Annotated in this window: 21 protein-coding genes and 2 pseudogenes; 19 read left to right on the top strand and 4 right to left on the bottom strand. The window is 60.4% G+C overall.

Translation table 11 applies throughout. The annotated features are described in order from the left end of the window. Positions 1-157: 157 nt before the first annotated feature. Both V1286_RS04035 and V1286_RS04030 read right to left on the bottom strand, forming a co-directional pair. Positions 158-787, bottom strand: coding sequence for a response regulator transcription factor (locus V1286_RS04035; RefSeq protein ID WP_334489530.1), 630 nt, complete (start codon positions 785-787; stop codon positions 158-160). A 94-nt stretch (positions 788-881) separates the two neighbouring features. After that, the gene (locus V1286_RS04030) at positions 882-2,084 is read right to left on the bottom strand and encodes a sensor histidine kinase (RefSeq protein ID WP_334477731.1); all 1,203 of its coding nucleotides are present in this window, start codon (positions 2,082-2,084) and stop codon (positions 882-884) included. A gap of 985 nt (positions 2,085-3,069) precedes the next feature. On the opposite strand from V1286_RS04030, the gene V1286_RS04020 reads away from it, so the two are divergent. After that, complete coding sequence (locus V1286_RS04020) at positions 3,070-3,573, top strand: DUF1269 domain-containing protein (protein ID WP_334489529.1); 504 nt, start codon at positions 3,070-3,072, stop codon at positions 3,571-3,573. 18 nt (positions 3,574-3,591) lie between these two features. On the opposite strand, the gene V1286_RS04015 is transcribed toward V1286_RS04020, so the two are convergent. After that, the gene (locus V1286_RS04015) at positions 3,592-4,302 is read right to left on the bottom strand and encodes a Bax inhibitor-1/YccA family protein (RefSeq protein ID WP_334477729.1); all 711 of its coding nucleotides are present in this window, start codon (positions 4,300-4,302) and stop codon (positions 3,592-3,594) included. A gap of 119 nt (positions 4,303-4,421) precedes the next feature. Between V1286_RS04015 and V1286_RS04010 the strand changes: the two genes are divergently transcribed. From V1286_RS04010 to V1286_RS03945, 15 genes and pseudogenes are all read left to right on the top strand, one after another. Continuing rightward, positions 4,422-4,796, top strand: coding sequence for a DUF6894 family protein (locus V1286_RS04010; protein WP_334477727.1), 375 nt, complete (start codon positions 4,422-4,424; stop codon positions 4,794-4,796). Between the two features lie 447 nt (positions 4,797-5,243). Beyond that, the gene (locus V1286_RS04005) at positions 5,244-5,729 is read left to right on the top strand and encodes a DUF992 domain-containing protein (RefSeq protein WP_334477725.1); all 486 of its coding nucleotides are present in this window, start codon (positions 5,244-5,246) and stop codon (positions 5,727-5,729) included. A gap of 156 nt (positions 5,730-5,885) precedes the next feature. After that, positions 5,886-6,443 carry an HdeD family acid-resistance protein gene (locus tag V1286_RS04000; protein WP_334477724.1) on the top strand — a complete coding sequence of 186 codons (558 nt, stop codon included), beginning with the start codon at positions 5,886-5,888 and terminating at the stop codon, positions 6,441-6,443. Between the two features lie 571 nt (positions 6,444-7,014). Next, positions 7,015-7,257, top strand: coding sequence for a hypothetical protein (locus tag V1286_RS03995; protein WP_334477723.1), 243 nt, complete (start codon positions 7,015-7,017; stop codon positions 7,255-7,257). 58 nt (positions 7,258-7,315) lie between these two features. Further along, positions 7,316-8,551, top strand: coding sequence for an efflux RND transporter periplasmic adaptor subunit (locus V1286_RS03990; RefSeq protein WP_334477722.1), 1,236 nt, complete (start codon positions 7,316-7,318; stop codon positions 8,549-8,551). Further along, a complete protein-coding gene (locus tag V1286_RS03985) occupies positions 8,548-11,703 on the top strand; it encodes an efflux RND transporter permease subunit (RefSeq protein WP_334477721.1) in 3,156 nt (1,051 codons plus the stop codon). Before V1286_RS03990 ends, V1286_RS03985 begins: the two co-directional genes overlap by 4 nt. Positions 11,704-11,747: 44 nt before the next feature. Continuing rightward, positions 11,748-12,344 carry an AI-2E family transporter gene (locus tag V1286_RS03980; RefSeq protein ID WP_334477720.1) on the top strand — a complete coding sequence of 199 codons (597 nt, stop codon included), beginning with the start codon at positions 11,748-11,750 and terminating at the stop codon, positions 12,342-12,344. A gap of 325 nt (positions 12,345-12,669) precedes the next feature. Continuing rightward, positions 12,670-13,176: a DUF1269 domain-containing protein gene (locus V1286_RS03975; protein WP_417021237.1), complete on the top strand. Its 507-nt coding sequence runs from the start codon at positions 12,670-12,672 to the stop codon at positions 13,174-13,176. 37 nt (positions 13,177-13,213) lie between these two features. Next, entirely contained in the window at positions 13,214-13,462 is a 249-nt protein-coding gene (locus tag V1286_RS03970) for a hypothetical protein (RefSeq protein ID WP_334477718.1), read from the top strand. 31 nt (positions 13,463-13,493) lie between these two features. Then, entirely contained in the window at positions 13,494-14,114 is a 621-nt protein-coding gene (locus V1286_RS03965) for a DUF3611 family protein (protein WP_334477716.1), read from the top strand. A gap of 113 nt (positions 14,115-14,227) precedes the next feature. Then, positions 14,228-14,431, top strand: a complete 204-nt coding sequence (locus V1286_RS03960; protein WP_334477714.1) for a hypothetical protein — start codon at positions 14,228-14,230, stop codon at positions 14,429-14,431. Positions 14,432-14,622: 191 nt separating this feature from the next. Then, complete coding sequence (locus tag V1286_RS38795) at positions 14,623-14,928, top strand: glutaminase (RefSeq protein ID WP_417021096.1); 306 nt, start codon at positions 14,623-14,625, stop codon at positions 14,926-14,928. 119 nt (positions 14,929-15,047) lie between these two features. After that, positions 15,048-16,694 carry an alpha/beta hydrolase gene (locus V1286_RS03955; RefSeq protein ID WP_334477713.1) on the top strand — a complete coding sequence of 549 codons (1,647 nt, stop codon included), beginning with the start codon at positions 15,048-15,050 and terminating at the stop codon, positions 16,692-16,694. A 1,083-nt stretch (positions 16,695-17,777) separates the two neighbouring features. Further along, positions 17,778-18,476, top strand: a complete 699-nt coding sequence (locus V1286_RS03950) for an HdeD family acid-resistance protein (protein WP_334477712.1) — start codon at positions 17,778-17,780, stop codon at positions 18,474-18,476. A gap of 132 nt (positions 18,477-18,608) precedes the next feature. Further along, a pseudogene (locus V1286_RS03945) lies at positions 18,609-18,884 on the top strand (HAD-IC family P-type ATPase); the annotation flags it as partial. A 272-nt stretch (positions 18,885-19,156) separates the two neighbouring features. On the opposite strand, the gene V1286_RS03940 reads toward V1286_RS03945, so the two are convergent. Then, positions 19,157-19,546: a winged helix-turn-helix transcriptional regulator gene (locus tag V1286_RS03940; protein ID WP_334477710.1), complete on the bottom strand. Its 390-nt coding sequence runs from the start codon at positions 19,544-19,546 to the stop codon at positions 19,157-19,159. A 495-nt stretch (positions 19,547-20,041) separates the two neighbouring features. Here V1286_RS03940 and acuI point away from each other — a divergent pair, with 495 nt between their 5' ends. From acuI to V1286_RS03915, 3 genes and pseudogenes are all read left to right on the top strand, one after another. Next, a complete protein-coding gene (gene acuI / locus V1286_RS03935) occupies positions 20,042-21,028 on the top strand; it encodes an acrylyl-CoA reductase (NADPH) (protein ID WP_334477708.1) in 987 nt (328 codons plus the stop codon). Between the two features lie 94 nt (positions 21,029-21,122). Next, positions 21,123-22,412 carry an SDR family oxidoreductase gene (locus V1286_RS39100; protein WP_465249075.1) on the top strand — a complete coding sequence of 430 codons (1,290 nt, stop codon included), beginning with the start codon at positions 21,123-21,125 and terminating at the stop codon, positions 22,410-22,412. Positions 22,413-22,490: 78 nt separating this feature from the next. After that, positions 22,491-23,356 (top strand): annotated as a pseudogene (locus V1286_RS03915) (alpha/beta fold hydrolase). Positions 23,357-23,388 lie beyond the last annotated feature (32 nt).

The raw sequence follows: 23,388 nt of genomic DNA, 5'->3' as shown, positions 1-23,388 counted from the left end.
TTCCCGTATGCCGGCACCGAACCTTCAAGCGATCGGCTGAGGTGACCGGCAGCAAAGTCGGACGATCATACTGATCGCGGCTGGAAGGGTTATCCCACAAAACCCCGAGATCTCCCGGCGAATGTACTGACGTCACCGCCGCCCGCTCAGGTCATCGTCATGCCTCGACCAGCCTCGCCCGAACCGCGTATCGGACCAGCCCCGCGGTTGAATTCACGTCCAGTTTGCGCATCGCGGCCGCCCGATGCGCCTCGGTCGTCTTGACGCTGACATTCAGGATGGCGCTGATGCCCTTGTTGCCATAACCCTCCGCAACCAGCTTGACGACAAGCTGCTCTCGCGGCGTCAGCCCCTGCTGCCTGTCCATGTCGGCACGCGATACGATATCCAATTCATTCACGCAGCTTCTGGTACAGAAGGGCTTGTGCAGCAGAAGCGAGTCAACGGCCGCCAATAGCAGCTTGTTCGCATCCGATTTCACCAGGAACGCGCGGGCGCCGGCCTGGAACGCCTGTTGCGCGAGCAGACCGGAGTTGTGCACCGTGAAGATCAGCACCTCCGTCTGCAGCGGATGATCCCTGATCCGCCGCGCAACCTCCACCCCCGTCATTCGCGGCATCGAGAAATCGACGATAGCAACGTGGGGCCGGCTCTCAATCGCCGCGGCAACTGCCTTGCTGCCGTCATTTGCCTCGGCGACGACTTCCCAATCGACTCGTTGTTGTAGCACCGCTCGCAGCCCCGACCGCACCGCTTCGTGATCGTCAGCGATAAGAATCCGCTTCATGGCAGAACACTCCTGGTCGTTTTGCACGGTGCCAAGCTCGAAAGGCGCCAGAAACGGCGACTTCCTCCTGCCACCGGCGATTCGCGTTTTGGCTCTATTGAGTGCCTGTGTGAGCCGTAATGACTGAGGTGGCCTTTCGTCGGTTGCGCCTGTTGGTAACAAAATCATGCGGAAACACCGCGCACAACATGGTGCCCGAGCGCCGCATCGCCGGACCGGAGCGGATCTCAAGCGTGCCTCCGATCTGCTGCAGCCTCGCTCGCATTGCGGGAATTCCAACGCCAAACGATTTTGCCTTGGTGCCGGGTCGCGACGTGGCAACCGGCATGCCGTGACCGTCGTCGCTGATCATCAGCCGAACGCGACGGTCAGCTACCTCAATGACGATCTCCACTTCCGTCGCCTTGGCATGACGGAAGACATTCGTCAGGGCTTCCTGGACGACCCGCAGCAGTGAGTGCTGTTTCTCGTAAGGCAATCGATCTACGTCGGACGCGATCCTGGTACTGACTTGCAGCGACGTGCGTGCTGCGAACCCCTCGGCATAGTGCTCGATCGTGGCTTTCAGTCCGTCGATCGTCAGGTCCTGGGGGTACAGCAGATAGGCAAAGGCCCGGATCTCCCTGAGCGCTTCATCGATCGATGCATCGATTTCGTCGCAAAGCCGCTCGGCGCTGACGGGGTCGCCCAAGCTGGCCCGGATCCGCATAAGGCCCAGGCTGGCTGCGATCAAATGCTGACAGGTCGAATCGTGGAGATCCGATGCGATTTTTTGCTGGATGTCCTCCTGGATGGAAACCAGTCTGACATTCATGCGCGCGTCGACGATCCCTTCAGCGGCGCCCTTAAGGGTGCCTTCGCTCAGGATACGATGACTGCCGATCAGGCGGACCATGCTGCCGGTTGCGGCATCGCAGATCGGAGCGACGGTCGTCTCGATCGTTCGCCGAGGACCCCCAAGCGCGAGGCGATGGCGAATTCTGACCTCGGCTCGTTCGGCAAGACAAGCGTGGAGGGCTTCGCAAACGGACCTCGCATCTTCCCTGCTCAAACAAGCAGAGACGTCCATTTCTCGGATTTCCTCCGACGAAATGCCAAGAAGAGATTCAAACGCCGGATTTATCCCTTCGTACGCAAATCGCCCCCGGTGCGAAGGGCGTACTGCAAAGAGAAGATCGGCTGCGAACATCCAGTACAGCCGGTCGCTCGTTTCTTCCGGGCCAATTCGCAGCCATTCTCTGACGCTGGCTCGATTCGACTCGCGGGCTGGAGAGCCATGCAACTTCACGATACGCACTCACCCTTCTCAAGCAACTCTCAATATTGAATATCGTGAGCCGCTTTCCCGCCCCGCCACCGTGGCATCAATCCCAAAACCGGATCAGAGGCCGCGCCCTTGGGGGGTGGGTTGATTATACACCGTTAGGACGGCCACACCACCAGGTAGTATTCCCGCAAGAGCTAAATCTCGAATCTGTGAGACGAAATCCGGAAATGCACCAATGTGTGGGCCGGGAAACATCGTTGCGAGAGCGAAGCTCAAATGCGATGCAACAGATACTAAAAGTGCTTCAAACGGGGATTTTCGCGAACCGCTATTTTTTTTCGAGAGAATTCACTCTCGCTGACACGTGATCGGATGTCACCCGAGGATGGTGCCGTTCTTGGGATCAACGTCGGCAGAGTAGATTTGATCCTGTCGACTGGCATTGAGCCTGTTGGTATCCCAGCTTCCTCAGCAGACGTTGACCTTGCCAGCGATGGAACTTGTAGATGGCCGTAGAGGATCGGCTCTTCGTGGCGCGCGCCAGTGGAGCCAGTCAGCGTGACGCCGTAGATCCAATACGTCGTGTCCTGCGTATACAGCTGCTGGGGAGCGGCAGCGGCAGATATTCCCGTCATGCCCGCGGCCTCTCGGACGAGTTGGAGCATCTCGTCGCCATGGGCATCCGGGAATCATGTGTCGACACGCCCCCGATCAATGTTTCGGCCAGACCGCGCGGCTTGAGGTTTTCCAGACAGCCGCGGAGCTCGTCGACGAGACTAGACTTGCAGCGGCGGGTAACTTGGGATCTTGCCCAGATCACCATTCGCCACCATGGCACGCGGAGAGGGATTTCCAGGACCGGATGATCGGGAACATTCATCCCTGCGACTGAGGTTTTCTCGGATGCCGCGTCAACGGGCTGCGGGGCTAGTCTGCCGCATTGCGCCAAGCAGCGGCTTCAGTCTTGGCCGCCGGTGGCGGGCTCTATCCAGCAGGAGATGTCCAGGAGACTTCCATGTCAGATCTCGTCGCGATCGTGTATCCGTCCGAGGCGAAAGCCGAAGAAGTGCGTCAACGGCTGCTCAAACTGCAGAAGGAAAATCTGATCACAATCACCGATGCAGTGATCGCCGTGAAGACGGATTCCGGCGGCGTCAAGCTCAATCAACTCGTCAACGCGACTCCGGTGGGCGCGATGACGGGAAGTTTCTGGGGACTTCTGATCGCCGTGCTTATCCTCCATCCGATCCTCGGTGTAGCAGTCGGCGTGGCATCCGGCGCGTTCGGCGGCGCACCCTCCGATTTCGGCATCGACGATTCTTTCATGAAAGAGCTCTCAGCGGGCCTCCAGACTGGCAATGCCGCCTTGTTTGTCCTGATCAGGAACATGACCGCGGACAAGGTGCTCAAGGAAATCAAGGACACCGGAGGGATCGTGCTGAAGACGTCCCTGGATGAGACCAGGGAAAAAGCCCTGCGCGATGCACTCGCAAGCGCGGCGGAGCGACCGGCGGCCTGAACGGCTGCCCTTCACCTCTCAGCGTCGACTGCCGGCGAGGCGCAGCATCATCATGAACAAGTTGATGAAGTTGAGGTAGAGCGAAAGTGCGGCAATCACGGACTTGCGGCCGGCTGAAGTCTCATCGTCCCTGCTGTCGTACATCGCCTTGATCCGCTGCGTGTCGTAGGCCGTGAGCCCGGCAAAGACGCCGACGCCCACGACCGAGATCAGCCAGTCAAGCCCGGTCGAGCGTAGGAATAGGTTGACCAGGCTTGCGATGATGATGCCGATCAGACCCATGAACAGGAAAGTGCCGAGCCCCGACAGGTCGCGCCTGGTGGTGTATCCAAAGATGCTGAGCGCGCCGAACGTTGCAGCTGCGATGAAGAATACGCGAGTGATCGAGGAACTGGTGTAGATGTGGAGCAGGATCGACAGCGAGACGCCGACCAGGCCCGCATAGACGAAGAACAGAAGCCGCGCCGTTGCCGCCGACAGCGTGTTGATCCGCGCTCCGATGAAGAACACCAGCGCAAGCGGAGCCAGGATGAAGACCCACATCAGCGGATTCTGCAGCAATGCGGGGCCGGTAAGTTGATAGGTGAGCCACGCGACGACAGCGGTCAGGCCGACGCCAGCAGCCATGTAGTTGTAGATGCGCATCATGTAGGCGCGCAGTCCGGCGTCAACCGCGATCGCGCCGCCGGGCGTGCCAATGGCTGTCAGGTTCTGATCATAGTTTGACATTGCTTACGCCTCTCGAGCCCGCAGCATGATGCCAAGCTATTCCTCTGGCCTCGCGCGGGATATCGGACAATCACCCGAGTTCCGGAGGTGAAATCACCTTATTCCGCCGCGATTTCCGTATGCATCAGGCCATTCGTGGCACCCGTCTTGGCGCCTTTCCAAAGCGTAACCTGCAACAGCCGCCCTCTTCTCATCCTTTTGGCGGAGGCCCCTTACATGTTTGTCACTGGAAGCTGGCAGCGCTCCGACCTAATCCCGCCGGCATGCGCTACTTCTTTCATATCGTCGACAAATACGGTCTCTCTCCAGATGAGATCGGATGCGAACTCGCCGATCAGGACGCGGCCATTTTGCACGCCAGGCGCATTGCGGCCGAACTGGCAAAGACCGGCGAATTTTTTCGTTTCAGCGTCGTCTTCGTGACTCTGACGGCTGTTCCCGGAGCATCGTCCAACCGCAATCAAAGCGTGGCGGGCCCCGTCGCGGCGACCTGAACGCGGCCCTGCGGGATGCAGGCCAGCCAATTTCCTGCCCTTGCTCTCTACAGAGAATCCCTGATGTGCGGACAAGAAAGGTGCCTCTAATGTTGCCGAGGAAGGGCCGGCATCCCGCGATCCCAGTTGCCTGTCGTGCCCGCCTCATCTCCGATTGGGAAGGCCATCTTCTGTCATGGCTCCTTCGTCAAACGCAGCCGATCAGAAACTCTCCCGCACCGCGCTCATCGCGCTCGTGATCGGATCGATGATGGATCTGCTCCGCCGTCGCGACGCTCAATGCGGACGGCATGATCTACGCCGGCGGCCTCAAACTTCTCATGCAGTGCTCGATTCTCTGGGCGCCCGGAACACTGCTGTTCCTTCTCGCAAAACGCGAACGCAAGGAGACGACCTTCAGGCCGTTCGAAGCCATCCGCCGCCACGAACAACCAAATGGAGGCTTGAATGCGAATGATACGGTTCCTTGGATCCATTTGCGCATTCGTCTTGCTCTGCGCGGCCGCCTCGCCTGCCCGCGCCGATACGTTCAGGGTCGGCAGACTATTGTGTTTCAGCACGCCGCGCGTTGGACTGGTCCTCGGATCCGCGCAGTCGCTGCGCTGTGTGTTCTACGCGAGAAGGCCACCTCGGCAGTACATCTATGAGGGACGGATCAGAAGGGTTGGTCTTGACCTCGGCGTGACTGGAGCCGGCACCTTGTCCTGGGCTGTCCTGGCCAAGAATTCGCGGATTGGACCGGGCACCCTGCGGGGCAGCTATGTGGGCGCGAGCGGCAACGTCGCCTTGGGCCCCGGCTTTGGCGCCAACGTCCTGATTGGCGGTTCTCGCCGCAGCGTCGTCCTGCAACCGCTGTCGATCGAGCGATCGATCGGGATCAACCTGGCGGCTGGGGTGACCAACCTGACACTGGGTCCGCGAGGAAGGCGGTAGGGCCCGCCTCCGCTATCCGGCGACCGGGGCGGCATCTCCATTCGGTCGATGGGAATATTCCCGCCCGGTTGCTCAGGGTTTCGTCGGATGTCGACCTTGTGGGTTCGAGGCTACCTTCCCAAGCGTGCCGATCGCCACGCAGATCAGGAGGATGGCATGACAGTCCATGACGGCCAGTCCGGCATCGAAGCTCTGGGCCCTCCTCCGTTGTGGGTCTGCGCTCTCCTTGGCATCGTTATGATCACCGCCGGCGTCCTCGCTCTTGGTGACGTCGTGTTCGCAACCATCATCAGCGTCAAGCTGATCGGGCTGACGGCGATCGCAGCCGGCGGGTTCGAGATCATGCACGCCTTCTGGACCAAGGGGTGGGGCGGCTTCCTGTGGCAGATCCTGCTCGGCGCGCTCTATCTCGCCCTCGGCCTTGTGCTGGTCACGCAGCCGGCGTCCGGCGCCCTGGTCCTGACCTATTTCCTCGGCGCGGTGCTGCTCGCATCGGGTGCCATTCGATGTGTGCTGAGTTTCGCCCATTGGCGAGAGAACGGCTGGATGATGCTGATCTCTGGCGTCTTTGCATTGATCGCCGGTGCTCTCATCCTGTTCCGTTTCCCAATCATCAGTGTCTGGGCTCTTGGATTCCTGCTTGGCGTCGACCTGATCTCGCACGGTCTGGCATGGCTGCTCTATGCGCTTCAGTCCGCGCGGAGGACCGCGTAACAAAAGAGGAGAAGACGATGAATGCTCCCACCCGCCGTGCTTTCCTTGGCCTTGCACAGAAGGCCGTTGCCGCCGCAGCGGTCGGCGCAATCGGTGTTCGCTTCATTGAGACCGCGGAGGCGATGCCGGTCCCACCTGATCTGGGTCTAGCCGGCAAACCGTCTGACCTTGTGGCTCAAGCGCAGTGGTGGGGACCGCGGCCTACTCCCGGTTGGGGGCCCAGCCCCGGTTGGGGATCTGCCCCGGGCTGGGGTCGCCCGCCACCGCGCACGCGTCGCTGGGTTTGCTGGTGGGATCGCGGTCGTCGCCGTTGCGGATGGCAGTGGGGTCCGTCGCCCGCTCCCGGTTGGGGTGCCACTCCCGGTTGGGGGCCTACTCCGGGCTGGGGCCCCACTCCCGGTTGGGGTCGCCCGCCGCCGCGCAGGCGTCGCTGGGTCTGCTGGTGGGATCGCGGTCGTCGCCGTTGCGGATGGCGGTGGTACTAGAAGCGCTTCGCGCAACTCCCGCAATCTACGAGCTGAAGTTTTCTACACGAGGACCGTGCAAGTCCTACCAGATTGATGGAGGAACCGTGCGCAACACGAACCGATGGCTCCTCGCGGCCTTGCTGGCAGCTCTTCTCGTCGGGGCAACCTGGTACTGCGTGTCGGTGTGGCAAGCGGCTCCATCAATGCCGCTTTACGGCAACATCATCTTGGGAGCAGCAGCAATCCTGGTGCTGGTGTCCGGCTGCGGCCTGATCGCGCTGATATTCTATAGCCGTCGCAAAGGGTATGACGAGCCCGCGCGCAGCAATCGGACACAGCGGCAGTAGCGAGGCCCTGATGAAGCATTGACCCGGCGCAGTTCTGAGTCAGTGCAAGGAGCGGACAATGGACCTTGCTGGCATCGCAATCAGATTGCTGGCGGCAAGCCTCCTGACGATCATCACCAGCGGGGCGGGCCGGACACAACCTGCCCCGGGTGAACCACCTGCGGTCGGAGTCATCGAAGCGACACGACGACCGATCACCGAGACCAGCGAATTCCTAGGACGGATCGAGGCGATCAATCGGGTCAACGTCGTCGCCCGCGTCACCGCTTTTTTGGAGCAGCGCCTGTTCGACGAGGGCGCCGAGATCAAGAAGGGCGATCAGCTCTATCGGCTCGAGCGCGGCCCCTTCGAGGCCGATCTCGCCTCGAAACAGGCGCAGGTGGCTCAGCTCCAAGCGACACTCGAAAACGCCAAGTTAACGACAAAGCGCGCGCGTACGCTGCTCGGAGGCCCAGCCGGGCAACAATCGACCTACGACGCGGCGATCGCCAACGAGCGCAGCCTGGAGGCCCAGGTGCAGGCCGCACAGGCGCAAGTCCAGGCGTCCCAAATCAATCTCGACTACACCGTGATCAGCGCGCCGATCGACGGAAAGATCGGACGCACGGCGGTGACTGGAGGCAACGTCGTCAGTCCAAGCTCGGGCGTGCTGACCACGATTGTCAGCCAGGACCCGATGTATGTCACCTTCCCGGTGCCGCTGCGCCAGGGGCTGGAACTGCGCGAACGCTACGGGCCGCAAGGCGGCCTCGAAGCCGTGGTGATCAGGCTCCGACTGCCAAATGGCCGCATGTACGGCCAGTCCGGAAAACTGAATTTCGTCGACAACACCATCGCGCAAAACACCGACACGATCACCGTGCGGGGCGAGATCGCCAATCCAATCCTGCGCGCTCCTTCCGCGGCAGGCGTCACCGTTCACGAGTTGACCGATGGCGAATTCGCCACCGTCGTGCTGGAAGGCGTCCAGCCGGTCGAGGTGCTGGCGATCCCGCGCTCCGCGGTGCTCTCCGATCAACGGGGCGACTACGTTCTCGCTGTTGGCGACGATAACAAGGCCGAGCAGCGGCGCATCCAGCTCGGGCAATCGACCTCAACCATCGCCGCGGTGATCAGCGGACTTGCGGCCGGCGACACGGTGATCGTCGAGGGTCTGCAGCGGGCTCGTCCTGGCCAGACCGTTTCGCCGGGGCCGGCAAGCCCGTCGATCCTGTCGAGCATGAAGGCCAGCGCAGGAGACGCCGCTTCGCAAACAGATCAGGGCACCTCCGGCAAAGCGGACACCAAGCCATGATGTCCGCCATCTTCATCGATCGCCCGCGGCTTTCGATGGTGATCGCTTTCATCATCACCATCGCCGGCACGCTGGCGTTGATGCAGATCCCGGTGGCGCAATTTCCGGACATCGTGCCGCCGCAGGTGACGGTCGCCGGCACGTTCCCCGGCGCTTCCGCGGAAGTCGTCGAGAGCAGCGTCGCGCAGCCCTTGGAGGCGCAGGTGATCGGCGTCGATCGTGCGCTCTACATGAAATCGACCAGCGGTAACGACGGTAGCTACACGCTGACAGTTTCGTTCGCACTTGGCACCAATCCGGACATCAACACCGTCAACGTCAACAACCGCGTGCAACGATCGTTGTCGCAGTTGCCCACGGAGGTGCAACAGCAGGGCGTAACGGTGCAGAAGAGATCCTCGTCGATCCTGCAATTCCTGGTGCTCTACAGTGCCGACGGTCAGCAGGACCCGCTCTTCATCACCAACTACGCCATCATCAACGTGCTCGACGCGATTGCGAGTACGTCGGGGGTTGGCCAGGCGAATCTTTTCGCCAAGATGAACTACTCGATGCGGATCTGGTTCGATATGCAGCGGCTCACCAGCCTCAATCTCACGCCAGCGGATGTCATCGCCGCCATCCGCACGCAAAGCGTCCAGGCGCCGGTCGGCCGCATCGGCGCGCGGCCCATCAGCGATGACCAGCAGTTTCAGTTCAATGTGCAAACATTGGGCAGGCTCGCTACCGTCGATCAGTTCGCCAACATCGTGCTGCGTGCCAATTCGGATGGTTCGTCGCTGCTCGTCAAGGACGTTGCCCGCGTCGAGATGGGCGCACAAAATCTCGACAGCGAAGCGCGCATCGACGGCCGCGCCGCCGTGCCGATTGCGATCTATCTGGCGCCGGGTGCCAATGCCATGACCACCGCGCAGGCGGTAGCTGCCACGATGCAGCGATTGTCCAAGCGTTTCCCCACCGGGCTCAGCTACCTCGTGCAATACGACTCCACGAGCTTTGTGCGGGACACGATCGCGGAGGTGTTGCGAACCTTGGGCGAAGCCTTCGTCCTGGTGGTGATCGTGGTTTACCTGTTCCTCGGCAACGTCCGTGCCACGGTGATTCCGGCCATTGCCGTTCCGGTGAGTTTGGTCGGTACCTTCGCCGTCCTGCTCGTGTTCGGCTATTCGGTCAACACGGTGTCGCTGCTAGCGATGGTGCTCGCCATCGGCATCGTGGTGGATGACGCCATTGTCGTCGTGGAGAACGTCGAACGCGTGATGGAGGAAGAGCCGGATCTTTCTCCGGCCGAAGCCAGTAAAAAGGCCATGACGCAGATCACCGCGCCGATCATCGCGATCACGCTGGTGTTGCTATCCGTGTTCGTGCCGATCGCATTGATCCCCGGCATCTCCGGCACACTGTTTCGTCAGTTTGCGGTGACGATCAGTGCCGCCATGATGATCTCGGCCCTGAATGCGCTGACGCTGTCGCCCGCATTGTGTGCGCTGTTCCTGCGTCACACCGGCCCTCGGCGCGGCATCATGGGCCGCGTCCTCGGCGGCATCGACTGGCTACGCGATCGCTACAGTGGCGGCGTCCGCCGGCTGGTGCGCGTGGCCGGACTATCGCTCCTCCTCGTCGCGGTGTTCGCCGCCGGCATCTTCGGAATGTCGCTGATCACGCCAACGGGCTTCCTCCCCGAGGAAGACCAGGGCGCCTTCTTCACCTCGGTGCAACTGCCGGACGGCGCGTCTGTGGCGCGAACTAGCGAAGTCACCCAACAGATCGAAGAAATCCTGAAGCAGATGCCGGCCGTCGATCACGTGCTTGCGGTGATCGGCTTTTCCTTGCTCGATGGTGCTTCCCAGCCAAACAGTGCGCTGGTCGTCACACGCCTCAAACCGTTCGCCGATCGCAAGGCGGCGGCAGATTCGGCCCAGGCATTGATCGGACGCACCTTTGTGGCCGGCGCGCAGATCCGACAAGCCAACGTGCTGCCGTTCAATCTGCCGCCGATCATCGGGCTCTCCACCGGCGGCGGATTCGAATACCAGCTCCAGGCGCTCGAGGGACAGAGCCCCGCCGCGATCTCCAGCGTCGCGAACGCGCTAATCGGCGCCGCCAACGCTGATCCACGGCTTGCACGCGTCTTTTCGACCTTCACCGCGACTAACCCGTCCCTATATCTCGATATCGACCGTCGCAAGGCACAGGTGCTGGGCGTCACCATCAGCGACATCTTCACTGCCCTGCAGGCGACGCTTGGCGGCATCTACGTCAACAACTTCAACCTGTTCGGCCGCACCTGGCAGGTCAACGTTCAGGGTGAAGCGTTCGATCGTGCCGACATTTCGGACATCTGGCGGATCTACGTGCGCAACAATACCGGCGAGATGGTGCCTTTAAGATCGCTGGCCGGCATCAAGATCGTGACTGGGCCGCAAGTCATCACCCGGTACAACAACTATCGCTCGGTGACTGTGAACGGCAGTTCCGCGCCAGGAGTCTCCTCGGGCACAGCGATTGCGGCGATGGCTGATATCTCCAATGCCGTGCTGCCCGCGGGCTACAGTTTCGAGTGGACCGGCACCGCCTATCAGGAGCAGCAGGCCGCAGGCCAAACCGGGATCGTGCTCATGCTTGCGGTGCTGTTCGCTTATCTGTTCCTGGTAGCTCTCTATGAGAGCACGATCATCCCGATCCCAGTGCTGCTCTCGGTCGTAGTCGGCGTGCTCGGATCCTATATCGGCATCAAGATCGCCGGTCTCAATCTCGATCTCTACGGCCAGATCGGACTGGTGGTGCTGATCGCGCTCGCCGCCAAGAACGGCATCCTGATCGTGGAGTTCGCGAAGGAGCAACGTGAGGCGGGCGTAGCGCTCGCGGATGCCGCGATCCTCGGGGCGCATATGCGGTTCCGTGCGGTCATGATGACTTCGGTCGCGTTCATCCTCGGCCTGTTGCCGCTCGTGATCGCAACCGGCGCCGCGGAACTCAGCCGCAGAGCGGTCGGTACCGCAGTGTTCGCCGGTATGCTCGCCGCAAGCTCGATCGGGATCTTCATGGTGCCAATGCTCTATGTGACGTTCCAGCGGATGCGCGAGCGGATGAAGAAGACGGCTTCCAAACCAACCAATCGGTTGAAACTGCCTATCGATGAAACGGTCTAGACCATGACACGCAATCAAAACCCTGGCTGATCGCCCTCCTTGTCGTGCTCTTCGTGGTGTTTGTCTTCGTGATGCTCGGTCTGCTGGAAATCGACATCATCCAGCGCAATCTGGCTAGCGAGGGCGGCGCGACCGGCACGCGGCTGGTTTCTACCTGTCGTGAGATTGCACATAAGATCCGCAAATACATGGCCGTGCGTACGTTGATGAGCTTGCTCACGGGGCTTGCAGTCTGGGCTTTCACTGCGCTCATCGGCCTTGAGCTGGCGCCGGCGTGGGGCGTCATCACCTTTGCGCTCAACTACATTCCTTTTATCGGTCCGCTTGTGGCCGCGCTTCTTCCTACCGTGTTTTCGCTGGTGCAATACGGGTCGTTTCGAACGGCGGCCACGGTCTTTATCGGCATGAATTTGATTCAATTTTTTAGCGGGAGTTATATCGAGCCGCGGTTTGCAGGCGCAACGCTTGCCATCTCACCCTTTGCGATCCTCCTGGCAGTGTTTTTCTGGGGGTTCATGTGGGGCCTTGCCGGTGCGTTCATCGGCATGCAGCTGACAATTGCCGCTTTCACAATTTGCGAGCAGAGCCCGTCGACGCGGTGGATTGCACAAATCCTCTCAGGTCGACGCGTCACGGGCTGACGACCCGCCTTTCTCGCGACGCAGGATTCCGGCAGGATCGCAAAAGTGCGCCGACTTTCGGCCATGTTGGAATTTCGGACTAATCAATCAGGATTTCCCCCGCATCACCTTCAGTGGTTACCCGATAGACTAGTCTACGCCGGTAGACCTATCGTCCAGCGCTATCCGCGCGGAAGCCCAGAGGTCCGATTTCGACGGCCCCCACGTGCAAGCGATGTCGGCAACGCAGTCTTTCACGAATCCGGCGGTCTTCTTCGCCGGCACATGGCCGGTGAACGCTCAATGCGTCCGAGCCCGGGATAAATGGAGGTACCAAGTGAGCAGCATGGTTGTCCTTGGCTTTGATGGCGTTCACACCGCGGATGAGGTGCTGAACAAGGCACGCTCATTGCAGAAGGAGCACTTGATCGATCTAGAGGATGCGTGCGTTGTCGAGCGCGACAACAACGGCAAAGTTCACGTCAAACAAGCTGTTAATCTTACAGCCATGGGTGCGGCCAGTGGCGGTATGTGGGGCGCCTTGTGGGGTACGCTCGTTGGCGTCTTGTTTCTGAACCCGCTCGCCGGCATGGCGATCGGTGGCCTCGCCGGTGCAGGTGCCGGAGCGCTTTCGGGCTCACTCGCCGACTACGGCATCAACGATGATTTCGTCAAGAAACTCGGTGAAACGATCCCGCAGGGTTCATCCGCCCTATTTGTATTGGTCAAGAGCGTCACCGAAGACAAGGTGCTGCCCGAGCTCGGACAATACAAGCCTCGTGTGCTGAAAACATCGCTTTCCAATGAGGAGGAAGGGAAATTGAAAGCGGCGGTAGCCACGCTCGCTCAATAGTCGCCGCGTTCCTTGATGGTTATTCGCCTTTGCAGGCGTGAGGCAGGCCGCGCAGGCCAACGGCACGATGCTCGCGGTGGTGGAGAATGGCATCCATCCCGACTTGATGCATCGGATAACAACGATGAGCGCGGGTACCCTGGATGCCCTTCTTCACAACGGCACGGTGTTGTTGCTGCTGCTGCAAAATCAGCGGCCGCGAAAGCTATTTGGATATGGTGAGACGGTGATCGTCAGGTGCATCATCGCACTGATTGCCGTCATCGTGTTGGGTTCGGATGAATGACAGCACGCGCACGGGCGCAAGAGGTTCTGCAATGGTCCGCACGATTCAGGGCGTCCTGAAGCCATCGGGAACCGGCAGTCTTGCCAGGACGTTCGCGCGTCTCGGACGGGTTGGATTCTGGATGCAAATCGCAATCGGCTCGATACCCGTCGCTCTTGTCCTCTATGCCCTGGTATTTGGCCGTGATTCGGGTGGCGGTACACGCGCCGGGCTTGTTCTCGTTCAGTATTTGACGATGATGAGCCTGCTCGTCCTGCTCTTCACCACCGTCTGGTTCTATCGTTACACCCGGCTTGCGAAGCGGGTCGCTGACGCGGATCGTCGCCCGTCGGAATCGTCAGTGCTGGGCGCCGTCTGGGTTGGGATTGCAGCAAGCACGTTGGGTATCGTGCTGTCTCTGCTGATCATGCTGCTCGAGGCGAGCCAACTCCTGCTCTACTTCCTTCGTGCGCCCCAGGCAGGAGTGCCTGTCGTGCAAACGACGGCAGGGCCGGCAAGCTGGGTTTCGGCCGGCGATATCCTCGGCCTCTTGGCTCTCATCGTTACGCTGTCGGTCGAAATCGCCGTCCTCGGTATGGGCCTTTGGCTGCTGTTTCGCTCGATGGTGGAGTTTGCGGACTACCCCCTCGTCGCTAGTGAAGAACAAGCCTGAGCTTGTAACGCCAGCTCACGTCCAGTTGTTCGGCAAAAAGGAGATCGACATGCTGTCACGACGAAAGTTCAGGATCAAAGGACAACGAAAATCCCAAGTCTAGGAGCGATTCAATGGCAGCGTCTACAGGTGGAAATCCTGCCCTCTTGATCAAAAAGCTTGCGGGCGTGCTTTTGCTGATATTGGGATTGTTATTGACGGCTACGGGTGTAAGTCTGTCGTATGATGGACTTACAGCTATAGGCGCGTTCTTGCTGGTGGTCGGTCTGGTGCTCCTTACTCTGAAGATTGTGCGTCGCAATCAGCCCCTGAATTAGTGCGGATTTCAAGCCTTAGCCGGACGCGCGATTGCTCGGAGAGATTCGTAGATATTGTACGAATTGGTTCAGGTGGTATCGAAAGTGGAGACTGGGCATCTTCCGCCACGTGAGCAAGTGCAGCGACTGGTTGGTCCCGTGCTCGCGTCAAAGACAGCGACCGGAGAGATATCTCAGGTCATCTAGCTCTCGTGCGAGTATTCGGCAATGGCGTGGTCGGGACGGACGGTACCATCTCTTCCGCCGTGGATGCCGACATTAAGTTCACGATCATGAGTGTCTCCAAACCCTTCATAGTATTTGCGTTGGTTTGCGACCTCATCAGGCCTGAGGCCGCTCGCGCGAAGGTTGGCGCGAGTGGTGCGGGCTATTCCCATTCAATTCGCTTGCGGGCGTCCAGTTCAGCAAGGACGGCAAAACGAAACGCGGGGCAATCGCCACCGCTAGCCCGTCGGCTCAGATGTGCAGTTATCCAGTCGGTTAGGCTCTCAAATTGAGATAGCATGTCAAATCAACGTTCAACGGTGTTCAACATACGGCGAGACTAGGCCATGAGGTGCTCGCGACAAGCTGCTGGACGAAGTTGAGGTCCGTCGGAATCGGGAGGCGCGGGCGTATGGCGAGATCGCGATGGCATTCATTCTCTACCTCCGGCCTTCTCCTCGGAACACTGTTTTTTGCCGCCTCTCTGACGCCGTCACTGCTGCCGCGAAGTTTTCTGACGCAGGGCGTTGTCTCGGGATGTTCTCTGACGATCGGATACGGCATCGTCGTATTCGGCCGTTGGCTCTGGGCCCATATAGAGCTCCCTCAGCCTAAGGGCCGCCTCATGCGGGTTGTGCGGCTCACCGCCGCGATCAGCTGCATGGGGATTGCGCTCGCCTCCCTCTGGCAGGCGGCAGGATGGCAGAATTCGATCCGAGAGCTAATGGAGATCGAGTACGTCGAAACGGCGTATCCATTCGAGGTCGCCCTGATTGCACTGGCGGTCTTCGCAATCCTGCTGGCGCTAGCGCGGTGCTTTCGGCTGACGCTCCGCTTCGTGGCTATAAAAGTTAACCGCCTTCTGCCGATGCGGGTTTCCCACATCATTGGCATCATCGCCGCGCTTGCGCTGTTCTCATCGGTTATCAATGGACTTCTCTTCCGGGTCACCCTGCGCGTCGCAGATGCGTCTTACCGGGAATTCGACAAACTGATCGAACCGGAGACTGGGCCACCAACGGACCCTCTGAAGACCGGCAGCAGCGCTTCCCTGCTGGCTTGGCATGAGCTCGGACGGGCGGGACGGGAGTTCATCTCCTTGGGAGCGACCCGCGAGGAGATCAGTGCTTTTTCGGGCAGGAGATCGCTTGAGCCAATTCGCGTCTATGTCGGACTAAGATCGGCAGACACGCCGGAAGCGCGCGCCAAGCTCGCGCTGGAAGAATTAAAGCGCGTCGGCGGGTTCGACCGATCCGTGCTTATCGTGGTGACGCCGACCGGCACCGGCTGGGTGGACCCGGCGGCGTTGGATAGCGTCGAATATCTGCACCGTGGTGCCGTCGCGAGCGTTGCCCTGCAATATTCCTATCTCGGGAGTTGGCTGTACCTGCTTGTTGGAGCGGACTACGGCGCCGATGCTGCACGCGCGCTCTTCACGGAGGTTTACGGATACTGGACCACGCTTCCCAAGGACAAACGGCCACGACTCTATCTGCACGGTCTTAGCCTTGGCGCCAAGAACTCCGAACAGTCGACAGATCTGATTGAAGTACTTGACGACCCATTCGCCGGCGCACTGTGGAGCGGCCCGCCTTATTCAAGCAAGCTCTGGCGTTTCCTCACCGACCGCCGCAATCCCGGATCGCCAGTTTGGCTTCCCCGGTTCCGCGACGGATCGTTCGTGCGGTTCATGAACCAGGGCGGAAACGCCGCCGGCCCATTCTCGGCTCCGAATGCCTCATGGGGGCGGATGCGGGTCGTCTACCTCCAATATGCTAGCGACCCGGTGACCTTTTTCGAGTACCGCAGCCTCTATTGCGAACCAGATTGGATGACGCCGCCCCGCGGCCCGGACGTGTCGCCGCAATTGCGGTGGTACCCGGTCGTAACTCTTCTTCAACTGGCGGCGGACAAGTTCGTGGCGACCGCAGCGCCGATCGGCTACGGCCACGTCTACGCCCCGGCGCACTACGTTGACGCGTGGATCGAGGTGACGGATGTTCGCGACTGGTCCAAGGACGAGATCACGCGGCTGAAGCAACACCTCTCCAGGCCGTAGTCCGCGGCCGCTGTTCCAACACCAGCTACGGCGGAGACGGTTTTTTTGGCACAGCCATCAACGAGCCTATCAGATGAACGAGCGAGTGGCACAGCGACGGCTTCCGCCGCTTCCTTGATCAGCGCATATGGAAGGCAGCTAACGCCACGATCATAGCGAAGAGGTAAGGGTCGATCGGTCAAGTTACACGAGTGGAACTGGCGCTTCTAGCGGGCAACCGGGCGAAGCCGCTGCTCTGTGGCGCCTGGACCTAGGTGCGAACGCGCCGGCTGCCAAAGTGCGGATGCTTACCGCCGCGATGACGCCAGTACCGGGGGTTTCGCGGGGTTAGCGGGGTTGCATTTGTATTTGGCACTGCCCTCTTTGGCACAGATGCGCCGCGATCCTTCGCGGACAAGCCGGCATCATTCGACTGAGCCAAGGAAAGGCTTGAAGGTGCAGCGACCGCTACCCAACCGCTCACGATCAATGCACTGCATGCAGCCCGTATATTCATCCTTACCTCCATCCCACGAACAAATTGCATGTACGCTGGCACCGGTTTCTTCCAGACGCCGAACGGTTCACCGCATCGGTCGAGTTCCTTTCCTGCTCACCGCGGGCCCAGTAAGTCCAGATACTTGAGCTCGCGAGCCGTTAGTGAATGTCAGTCCGCCCCGCCGCTCGCGCCCACGTAACTTCCTCGCAGGGTGTCTGGGCCGATTCGCGAGTTCCTGGCCAAGACAATTCAAGACAGGGTGCCAGCGCGTGACACCCTTAAGACGAACTCGTAGCGCCGCAGCCGCTTAAGTAGATACCCTTGCCCATCTGATCGTCAAGTAGAAGCCGCTCAGCTCGTTGACTGTCGATCGAGCGGTCGATCGGATTCAATCTCGCCCCCGGCGTAACCAATTTGACGCTGGGTCCGAGAGGACGGCGATGAGCTCGTATCGGCGGATCTTGGGCGAGATCGATGCGACTCGAGTCAGGCCAATGGGAACATTCCCGCCCCGTTGCTCAGGGTTTCGCCGGATGTTGGCATTGCGGGCTGGAAGCTACCATCCGACGCGTGCCAATCGAACCATCACCGCTCAGGAGGATGGCATGACAGCCTATGACAGCCGAACCGGCATCGAAGCTCTGGGTCCTCCTCCACTCTGGGTCTGCGCGCTTCTTGGCATCGTGCTGATTGCCGCCGGCATCTTCGCGCTCACTGACGTCGCGTTCGCAACCATCATCAGCGTCAAGCTGATCGGGCTGACGGCGATCGCGGCCGGAGCATTCGAGACCATGCATGCTTTCTGGACCAAGGGATGGGGCGGCTTACTGTGGCAGGTCCTGCTTGGCGCGTTCTATCTCACCTTCGGACTCGTGCTGCTCGTGCAGCCAGCGTCCGGCGCCCTGGTCCTGACCTATTTCCTCGGCGCGCTGCTCATCGCATCGGGCGCCATTCGATGCCTGCTGAGTTTCGCGCATTGGCGACAGAGCGGCTGGATGATGCTGATCAGGTCTTATTTTCCTCTTGCTCGTGCTGCCTTGGTGGCATCGTTGGTCGCGTTAAGCGCCCAAGCTATGCCGTTCTCGCCTCATGACTCTCGGCTTACGGTGCCGGACGTGACGCTGGTGGCCGCGGAATGCCCTGCGGGATATACTTTGCATCCGCGACTCCACCGCTGCGTTACGGCGCCAATCTGCCCTCCGGGATCTACCTTGCATCCGCGACTCCACCGCTGCATTACGGCGCCAACCTGCCCTCCGGGATCTACATTGCACCCGCAACTCCACCGCTGCGTCAGACCTTGATCGCGGTCGGGAGACCAAGCCAAACCAGCGCAGGACGCCTCTCGAACCCTTGCTTGTCCAGTAGACGCAAACGCCGGTCGCCAGATCTCGGGCACGCGAACACTGGCGTTTGGTCGACACGGTCGAGAGGCGCTGGAGCAGACGGTCCGCGAGGTGTCGGTCTACGCCCGCGTCAACCCCGAGCACAAGCTGCGCATCGTCAAAGCTCTACAGCGCGACGGCATGACGGTGGCCATGACCGGGGACGGCGTCAACGACGCTCCCGCGCTCAAGACCGCCGACATTGGGATCGCCATGGGCATTACCGGGACCGACGTCTCGAAGGAGGTCGCCGACATGGTGCTTGCCGACGACAACTTTGCCACGATCGTTGCGGCCGTTGAGGAGGGGCGAGCGATCTTCGCCAGTCGTGCGCCGCTAATTCCTATTTGGAATTCGACATCACGACGCAAGTCGTTCGGATAAATGCGTGGGACAAGGCTCGCTTGCGGCACAAGCCTGCGAAAGCGGCAGAGCCGTACCACCTGAAGCGGCAGCTTTCCGCTCATGATGAAGCGCGTCAGCGTTCGACGGGAAGAACCCGAGCTGGCGATGGAAGTGGCGCGAGCGTGAGACGTCTCAAGTCGGCCGACGCAGGCGATGTGTATGCAGAACAGGGTCCGCGATCACTCATTCAACCGTTACAGGGCGCATGCGTTTAGCTGGCGATCTTCAGGCGCGTGGTGTGGCTGAGAGACGCCTTCAATTGAACCTCCATATTGCTTGCCCCAACCCCGAAGCGAAAGCAGTACGGGCCCCAGGCTCTGGCCGAAGGCAGAGATTTCATATTCCACCTTCGGAGGAATCTGCGGATAGGCACGGCGCACGATCACGCCATCGGCCTCCAGCTCGCGCAACTGAAGGGTCAATATCCTCTGCGTGGCGTTAGGGATGGCTCGGGACAGTTCCATGAACCGCTTCTTGCCCGCGAAGAGATGAAACAGGATCAGCGGCTTCCACATGCCGCCAATGACGGACAGCGTCACCCCGACCGCGCATCCGCTTTTCGCGTCAAACCTTCTTGGACGCATGGTCACCTCCATAAATGATAGTATCAGCTATAATTGTGCGTTCTGACGGCACGAAGAGGCCTAGTCTGGGGTCCATTGAGCGTGAAGCCTATTCCATGGCGCCGAAAGTCCCGGCCACACATGCCCCGTTGGCGCCTTCGGATGTAACCATCGACGCCATTGAACAGCTCTTGATTTACGTAGTCATATCACATGACGATCGTAATACAACAGATGACAGCCGCACAGTGGCAGGATCGCGGCAGAGGGCTCGTCGACAGCCCGCGCCAGACCAACCGCACGGACGGGCCTCGGCATAGCAGGTTGCCCGCTCGCGTTTCGGGCAGCTGCGTCGCCATGTCAGGCCCGCTGTCATATCGGCCAGGGGCGGGCTCCACGCGGGCACGCGGCGGATACCTACATAAATGATAGTATCCGCTTTAATTGTGCCTTCTTGCGATCAGGCGGCGCGACCCTAGGTGCGTGGACAGCGAAACTCCAATCCAGGATATGGCGATGACGTTCAAGGCGCTGCTGGCTGCAAAGACAGGTGACAAGATTTCGACCAGCGTGGTCGAAATGAACGAGCGAGATCTCATGCCCGGCGACGTTACGGTTGCCGTCGATTATTCGACCGTGAACTACAAGGATGCGCTGGCCATAAGCGGGCGCGCAGAGATCATTCGCCAGTTTCCCCTCATTCCCGGTATCGATCTTGCTGGAACGGTAGAAGCATCCTCCTATCCCGGCATCGCCGTCGGAGACCGCGTTGTCGCGAACAGCTGGGGACTGAGCCAGACCCACCATGGCGGTTACGCCCAGAAAGCGCGGATCAAAGGCGAGTGGCTTGTGAAGATCCCCGCTCCCTTATCCACGAAGGATGCCATGGCAATCGGCACGGCCGGTTACACCGCGATGCTGTCGGTGCTGGCCCTCGAACATGGCGGAATCACACCGCAGCGTGGCGATATCGTCGTAACCGGCGCCAATGGCGGCGTCGGCTCGATCGCGATCGCTCTCCTCGCCGATCTCGGTTATCGCGTCGTTGCATCAACTGGACGTCTTGAAGAAGCCGATTATCTGCGGAGCCTCGGTGCGGCCGAGGTCATCGATCGGCGGACGCTTTCGGAGCCCGGAGCGCCTATCGCGCGCGAGCGTTGGGCTGGCGCTGTCGACTCCGTCGGCAGTCATACGCTGGTGAACGTATTGGCGCAGACGCAGTACCGCGGCGTGGTGACGGCGTGCGGCCTGGCTCAGGGTACCGATCTTCCCGGAACGGTTCTGCCGTTCATCCTGCGCAACGTCACACTTGCTGGAATCGACTCGGTGAATGCCCCGCAGGAGGCGCGAATCGAGGCGTGGTCGCGTTTGGCTCGCGACCTGGACCTGGACAAGCTCGCCCGAACGATGCAGGTGGTCGGCCTCGCAGAGGTTCCCGACGTGGTGCGCCAAATGTTCGCGGGGAAGGTCCAGGGCCGCACGGTCATCGACGTGAATGCGTAACTACGCTGCGACCCGCTTGGTCATACGTCGACGAGAATCGAACCACGCGGCATCGAAACAAACAATAAGCCCCACTCCTTTGGAGACCATCGGAATGCGTATTCTGAAACAATCAGGCGTTCTCGCGCTCACCCTGACTGCTGCACTCATGTTCTCCGGGGCCTGGGCGGATAATGCCTCACCTGTCGGCTTGTGGAGAAATGTTGATGACGCCAGCGGCAAACCGAGAGCACTTATCCGCATCACGGAAGCAAATGGCACGCTGCAGGGCAAGATTGAAAGGGTGTTCCGCGCCCCGTCCGAAGATCGGAATCCGAAATGTGAAAAATGCGAAGGCGCGCTCAAGGATGTGCCGGTAATCGGCTTGGTAATCCTGAGCGGCCTGAAGAAGGAAGGCGCCGAATATACCGCGGGCAAGATCCTCGATCCGGACAATGGCAAGGTCTACAGCAGCAAAATCCAGCTGACCGAAGGCCGGCAAGAAGCTCAACGTGCGCGGCTACATTGGCGTGTCAATGCTCGGGCGTTCGCAGATTTGGGAACGCCAGGAATAAAACGCGTCCTCGCTCATCTGCTTACGACGCGCACAGGAGCACGAAACATGACTCAATTGGATCAACACGACACTCCACCTTCCGTACAGGACGTTGCAATCATCGTTGGGGGCGGCCCGGGCATCAGCTCAAGTTGCGCGAGGCTGTTCGCCGAAAACGGCGTGCGCGTCGGCATCGCAGCCAGGAATCCAGAAAAATCGGTCCTGCAGAATCTGGAGAAGACGCACGGCGTGCGCCGATACGCTTGCGATGCTACCGAACCAGCGGCCGTGGAATTGCTGTTCCAGAGCGTCATTCGAGACCTGGGGGCACCGACGCTTGTCGTGCATAATATCGACGGCCGCGTTCCCGGCATTTTCCGCAAGGGGATTACCGAAGCTGACCCAAGCATGGCGCTCGAGACACTTCGGAACTCAGCGTTCAGCGCGTATTTGGTGGGTCAGCACGCTGCTCGACTCATGCGAGAGAACAGACCAGGTCCCGGGGGAACGAAAGGAACGATCATCTTCACGAACGCAAGCGCGGCGCTCAAAGGCTTCCCGATGAGCGCTGCCTTTGCGATGGCATGTCATGCCAAGTCCGGACTCGCACAAAGCATGGCGAGAGAATTGATGCCGCAGGGTATCCACGTGGCAAATGTACCGATTGACGCGGCGATTGGCTGGACTCAGGAAGACGGTACCCGCGCGCACCGATTGGCAGGAACGACTGTCGACGACAACATGGCTGACCCGGACCGCATCGCCGAAACCTACCTGCATTTGCATCGCCAGCATCGGTCGACGTGGGCGTTCGAAGTCGTGCTGCGGCCGTGGGTCGAGAAGTGGTGACTGGCGCTCGCGGGGCAGACCAGCGTCGCTCCCGCACAGGAGCGTCAGCATCCAGGAAAGGTCGAGAGAAAGAATATCATGAAGGCATCCAGTTCTGTCAGTTACCTCGGATCGGGTACGCGCTACATCGATGCGCCGAACCTTTCGATCGGTTGGGGGGACTACTTTTGCCTATCGCGACCTGGGCCCCCGCAGCGGCGTGCCACTAATTCTTTTCAACCATTGGGGCGCAGTTCTGGACAATTTCGATCCGCGAATTGTGGACGGCCTCGCCAGCAGGCATCGCGTGATCGCAACGGATTACCGGGGTATCGGTGCGTCGGGCGGAACGGCGCCTGTGACGATTGATGAGATGGCGCGGGACGCGATTGCCCTGATCCGCGCGCTGGGCTTCGAGAAGGTCGATCTGCTCGGCTTTTCCCTCGGCGGATTTGTGGCACAAGACATCGTGCTGAAGGCACCGGACCTCGTGCGAAAACTCATTCTGACCGGCACGGGCCCGGCGGGGGCAAAGGCATCGACAAGGTGGGGCCGGTGTCCTGGCCACTCATAATCAAGGGTTTGCTGACGCTGCGAGACCCGAAATTCTACCTGTTTTTCACGTCCACGGCCAATGGCCGCCGAGCCGCAAAGCCTTTCTGGAACGGCTGAAGGAGCGCAAGGCAAACCGGGACAAAGGACCTACGCCCGCCGCCTTTTTGCGGCAGCTCAAGGCGATCACGACCTGGGGCCGGCAGGCGCCTCAAGATCTCGGAAGCATTCGGATCCCGGTACTGATCGCGAATGGCGATAACGACATCATGGTGCCGACCGTAAACAGTACCGATATGGCGCGCCGTATTCCGGGCGCGCAACTGGTTATCTACGAAGATGCCGGGCATGGCGGGATTTTCCAGAACCACGCCGATTTCGTGCCGAAGGCCCTGTCTTTTCTCGAGGCCTGACACCGCGACGATATTTCAAATTGGAGAAGACA

The sequence above is a fragment of the Bradyrhizobium algeriense genome (assembly GCF_036924595.1).
Classification (GTDB): Bacteria; Pseudomonadota; Alphaproteobacteria; order Rhizobiales; family Xanthobacteraceae; genus Bradyrhizobium; species Bradyrhizobium algeriense.
The sequence above is the reverse complement of the archived record's forward strand: the minus strand, read 5'-3'. Positions and strand labels throughout refer to the sequence as shown.

What these genes read in the sequence shown, in the direction of transcription:
- V1286_RS04035 (WP_334489530.1), bottom strand. Translation starts at nt 787, where the DNA reads ATGAAGCGGATTCTTATCGCTGACGATCACGAAGCGGTGCGGTCGGGG.
- V1286_RS04020 (WP_334489529.1), top strand. Translation starts at nt 3,070, where the DNA reads ATGTCAGATCTCGTCGCGATCGTGTATCCGTCCGAGGCGAAAGCCGAA.
- V1286_RS04015 (WP_334477729.1), bottom strand. Translation starts at nt 4,302, where the DNA reads ATGTCAAACTATGATCAGAACCTGACAGCCATTGGCACGCCCGGCGGC.
- V1286_RS04010 (WP_334477727.1), top strand. Translation starts at nt 4,422, where the DNA reads ATGCATCAGGCCATTCGTGGCACCCGTCTTGGCGCCTTTCCAAAGCGT.
- V1286_RS04005 (WP_334477725.1), top strand. Translation starts at nt 5,244, where the DNA reads ATGCGAATGATACGGTTCCTTGGATCCATTTGCGCATTCGTCTTGCTC.
- V1286_RS04000 (WP_334477724.1), top strand. Translation starts at nt 5,886, where the DNA reads ATGACAGTCCATGACGGCCAGTCCGGCATCGAAGCTCTGGGCCCTCCT.
- V1286_RS03990 (WP_334477722.1), top strand. Translation starts at nt 7,316, where the DNA reads ATGGACCTTGCTGGCATCGCAATCAGATTGCTGGCGGCAAGCCTCCTG.
- V1286_RS03985 (WP_334477721.1), top strand. Translation starts at nt 8,548, where the DNA reads ATGATGTCCGCCATCTTCATCGATCGCCCGCGGCTTTCGATGGTGATC.
- V1286_RS03975 (WP_417021237.1), top strand. Translation starts at nt 12,670, where the DNA reads ATGGTTGTCCTTGGCTTTGATGGCGTTCACACCGCGGATGAGGTGCTG.
- V1286_RS03965 (WP_334477716.1), top strand. Translation starts at nt 13,494, where the DNA reads ATGGTCCGCACGATTCAGGGCGTCCTGAAGCCATCGGGAACCGGCAGT.
- V1286_RS03960 (WP_334477714.1), top strand. Translation starts at nt 14,228, where the DNA reads ATGGCAGCGTCTACAGGTGGAAATCCTGCCCTCTTGATCAAAAAGCTT.
- V1286_RS03955 (WP_334477713.1), top strand. Translation starts at nt 15,048, where the DNA reads ATGGCGAGATCGCGATGGCATTCATTCTCTACCTCCGGCCTTCTCCTC.
- V1286_RS03950 (WP_334477712.1), top strand. Translation starts at nt 17,778, where the DNA reads ATGACAGCCTATGACAGCCGAACCGGCATCGAAGCTCTGGGTCCTCCT.
- V1286_RS03940 (WP_334477710.1), bottom strand. Translation starts at nt 19,546, where the DNA reads ATGCGTCCAAGAAGGTTTGACGCGAAAAGCGGATGCGCGGTCGGGGTG.
- acuI (WP_334477708.1), top strand. Translation starts at nt 20,042, where the DNA reads ATGACGTTCAAGGCGCTGCTGGCTGCAAAGACAGGTGACAAGATTTCG.
- V1286_RS39100 (WP_465249075.1), top strand. Translation starts at nt 21,123, where the DNA reads ATGCGTATTCTGAAACAATCAGGCGTTCTCGCGCTCACCCTGACTGCT.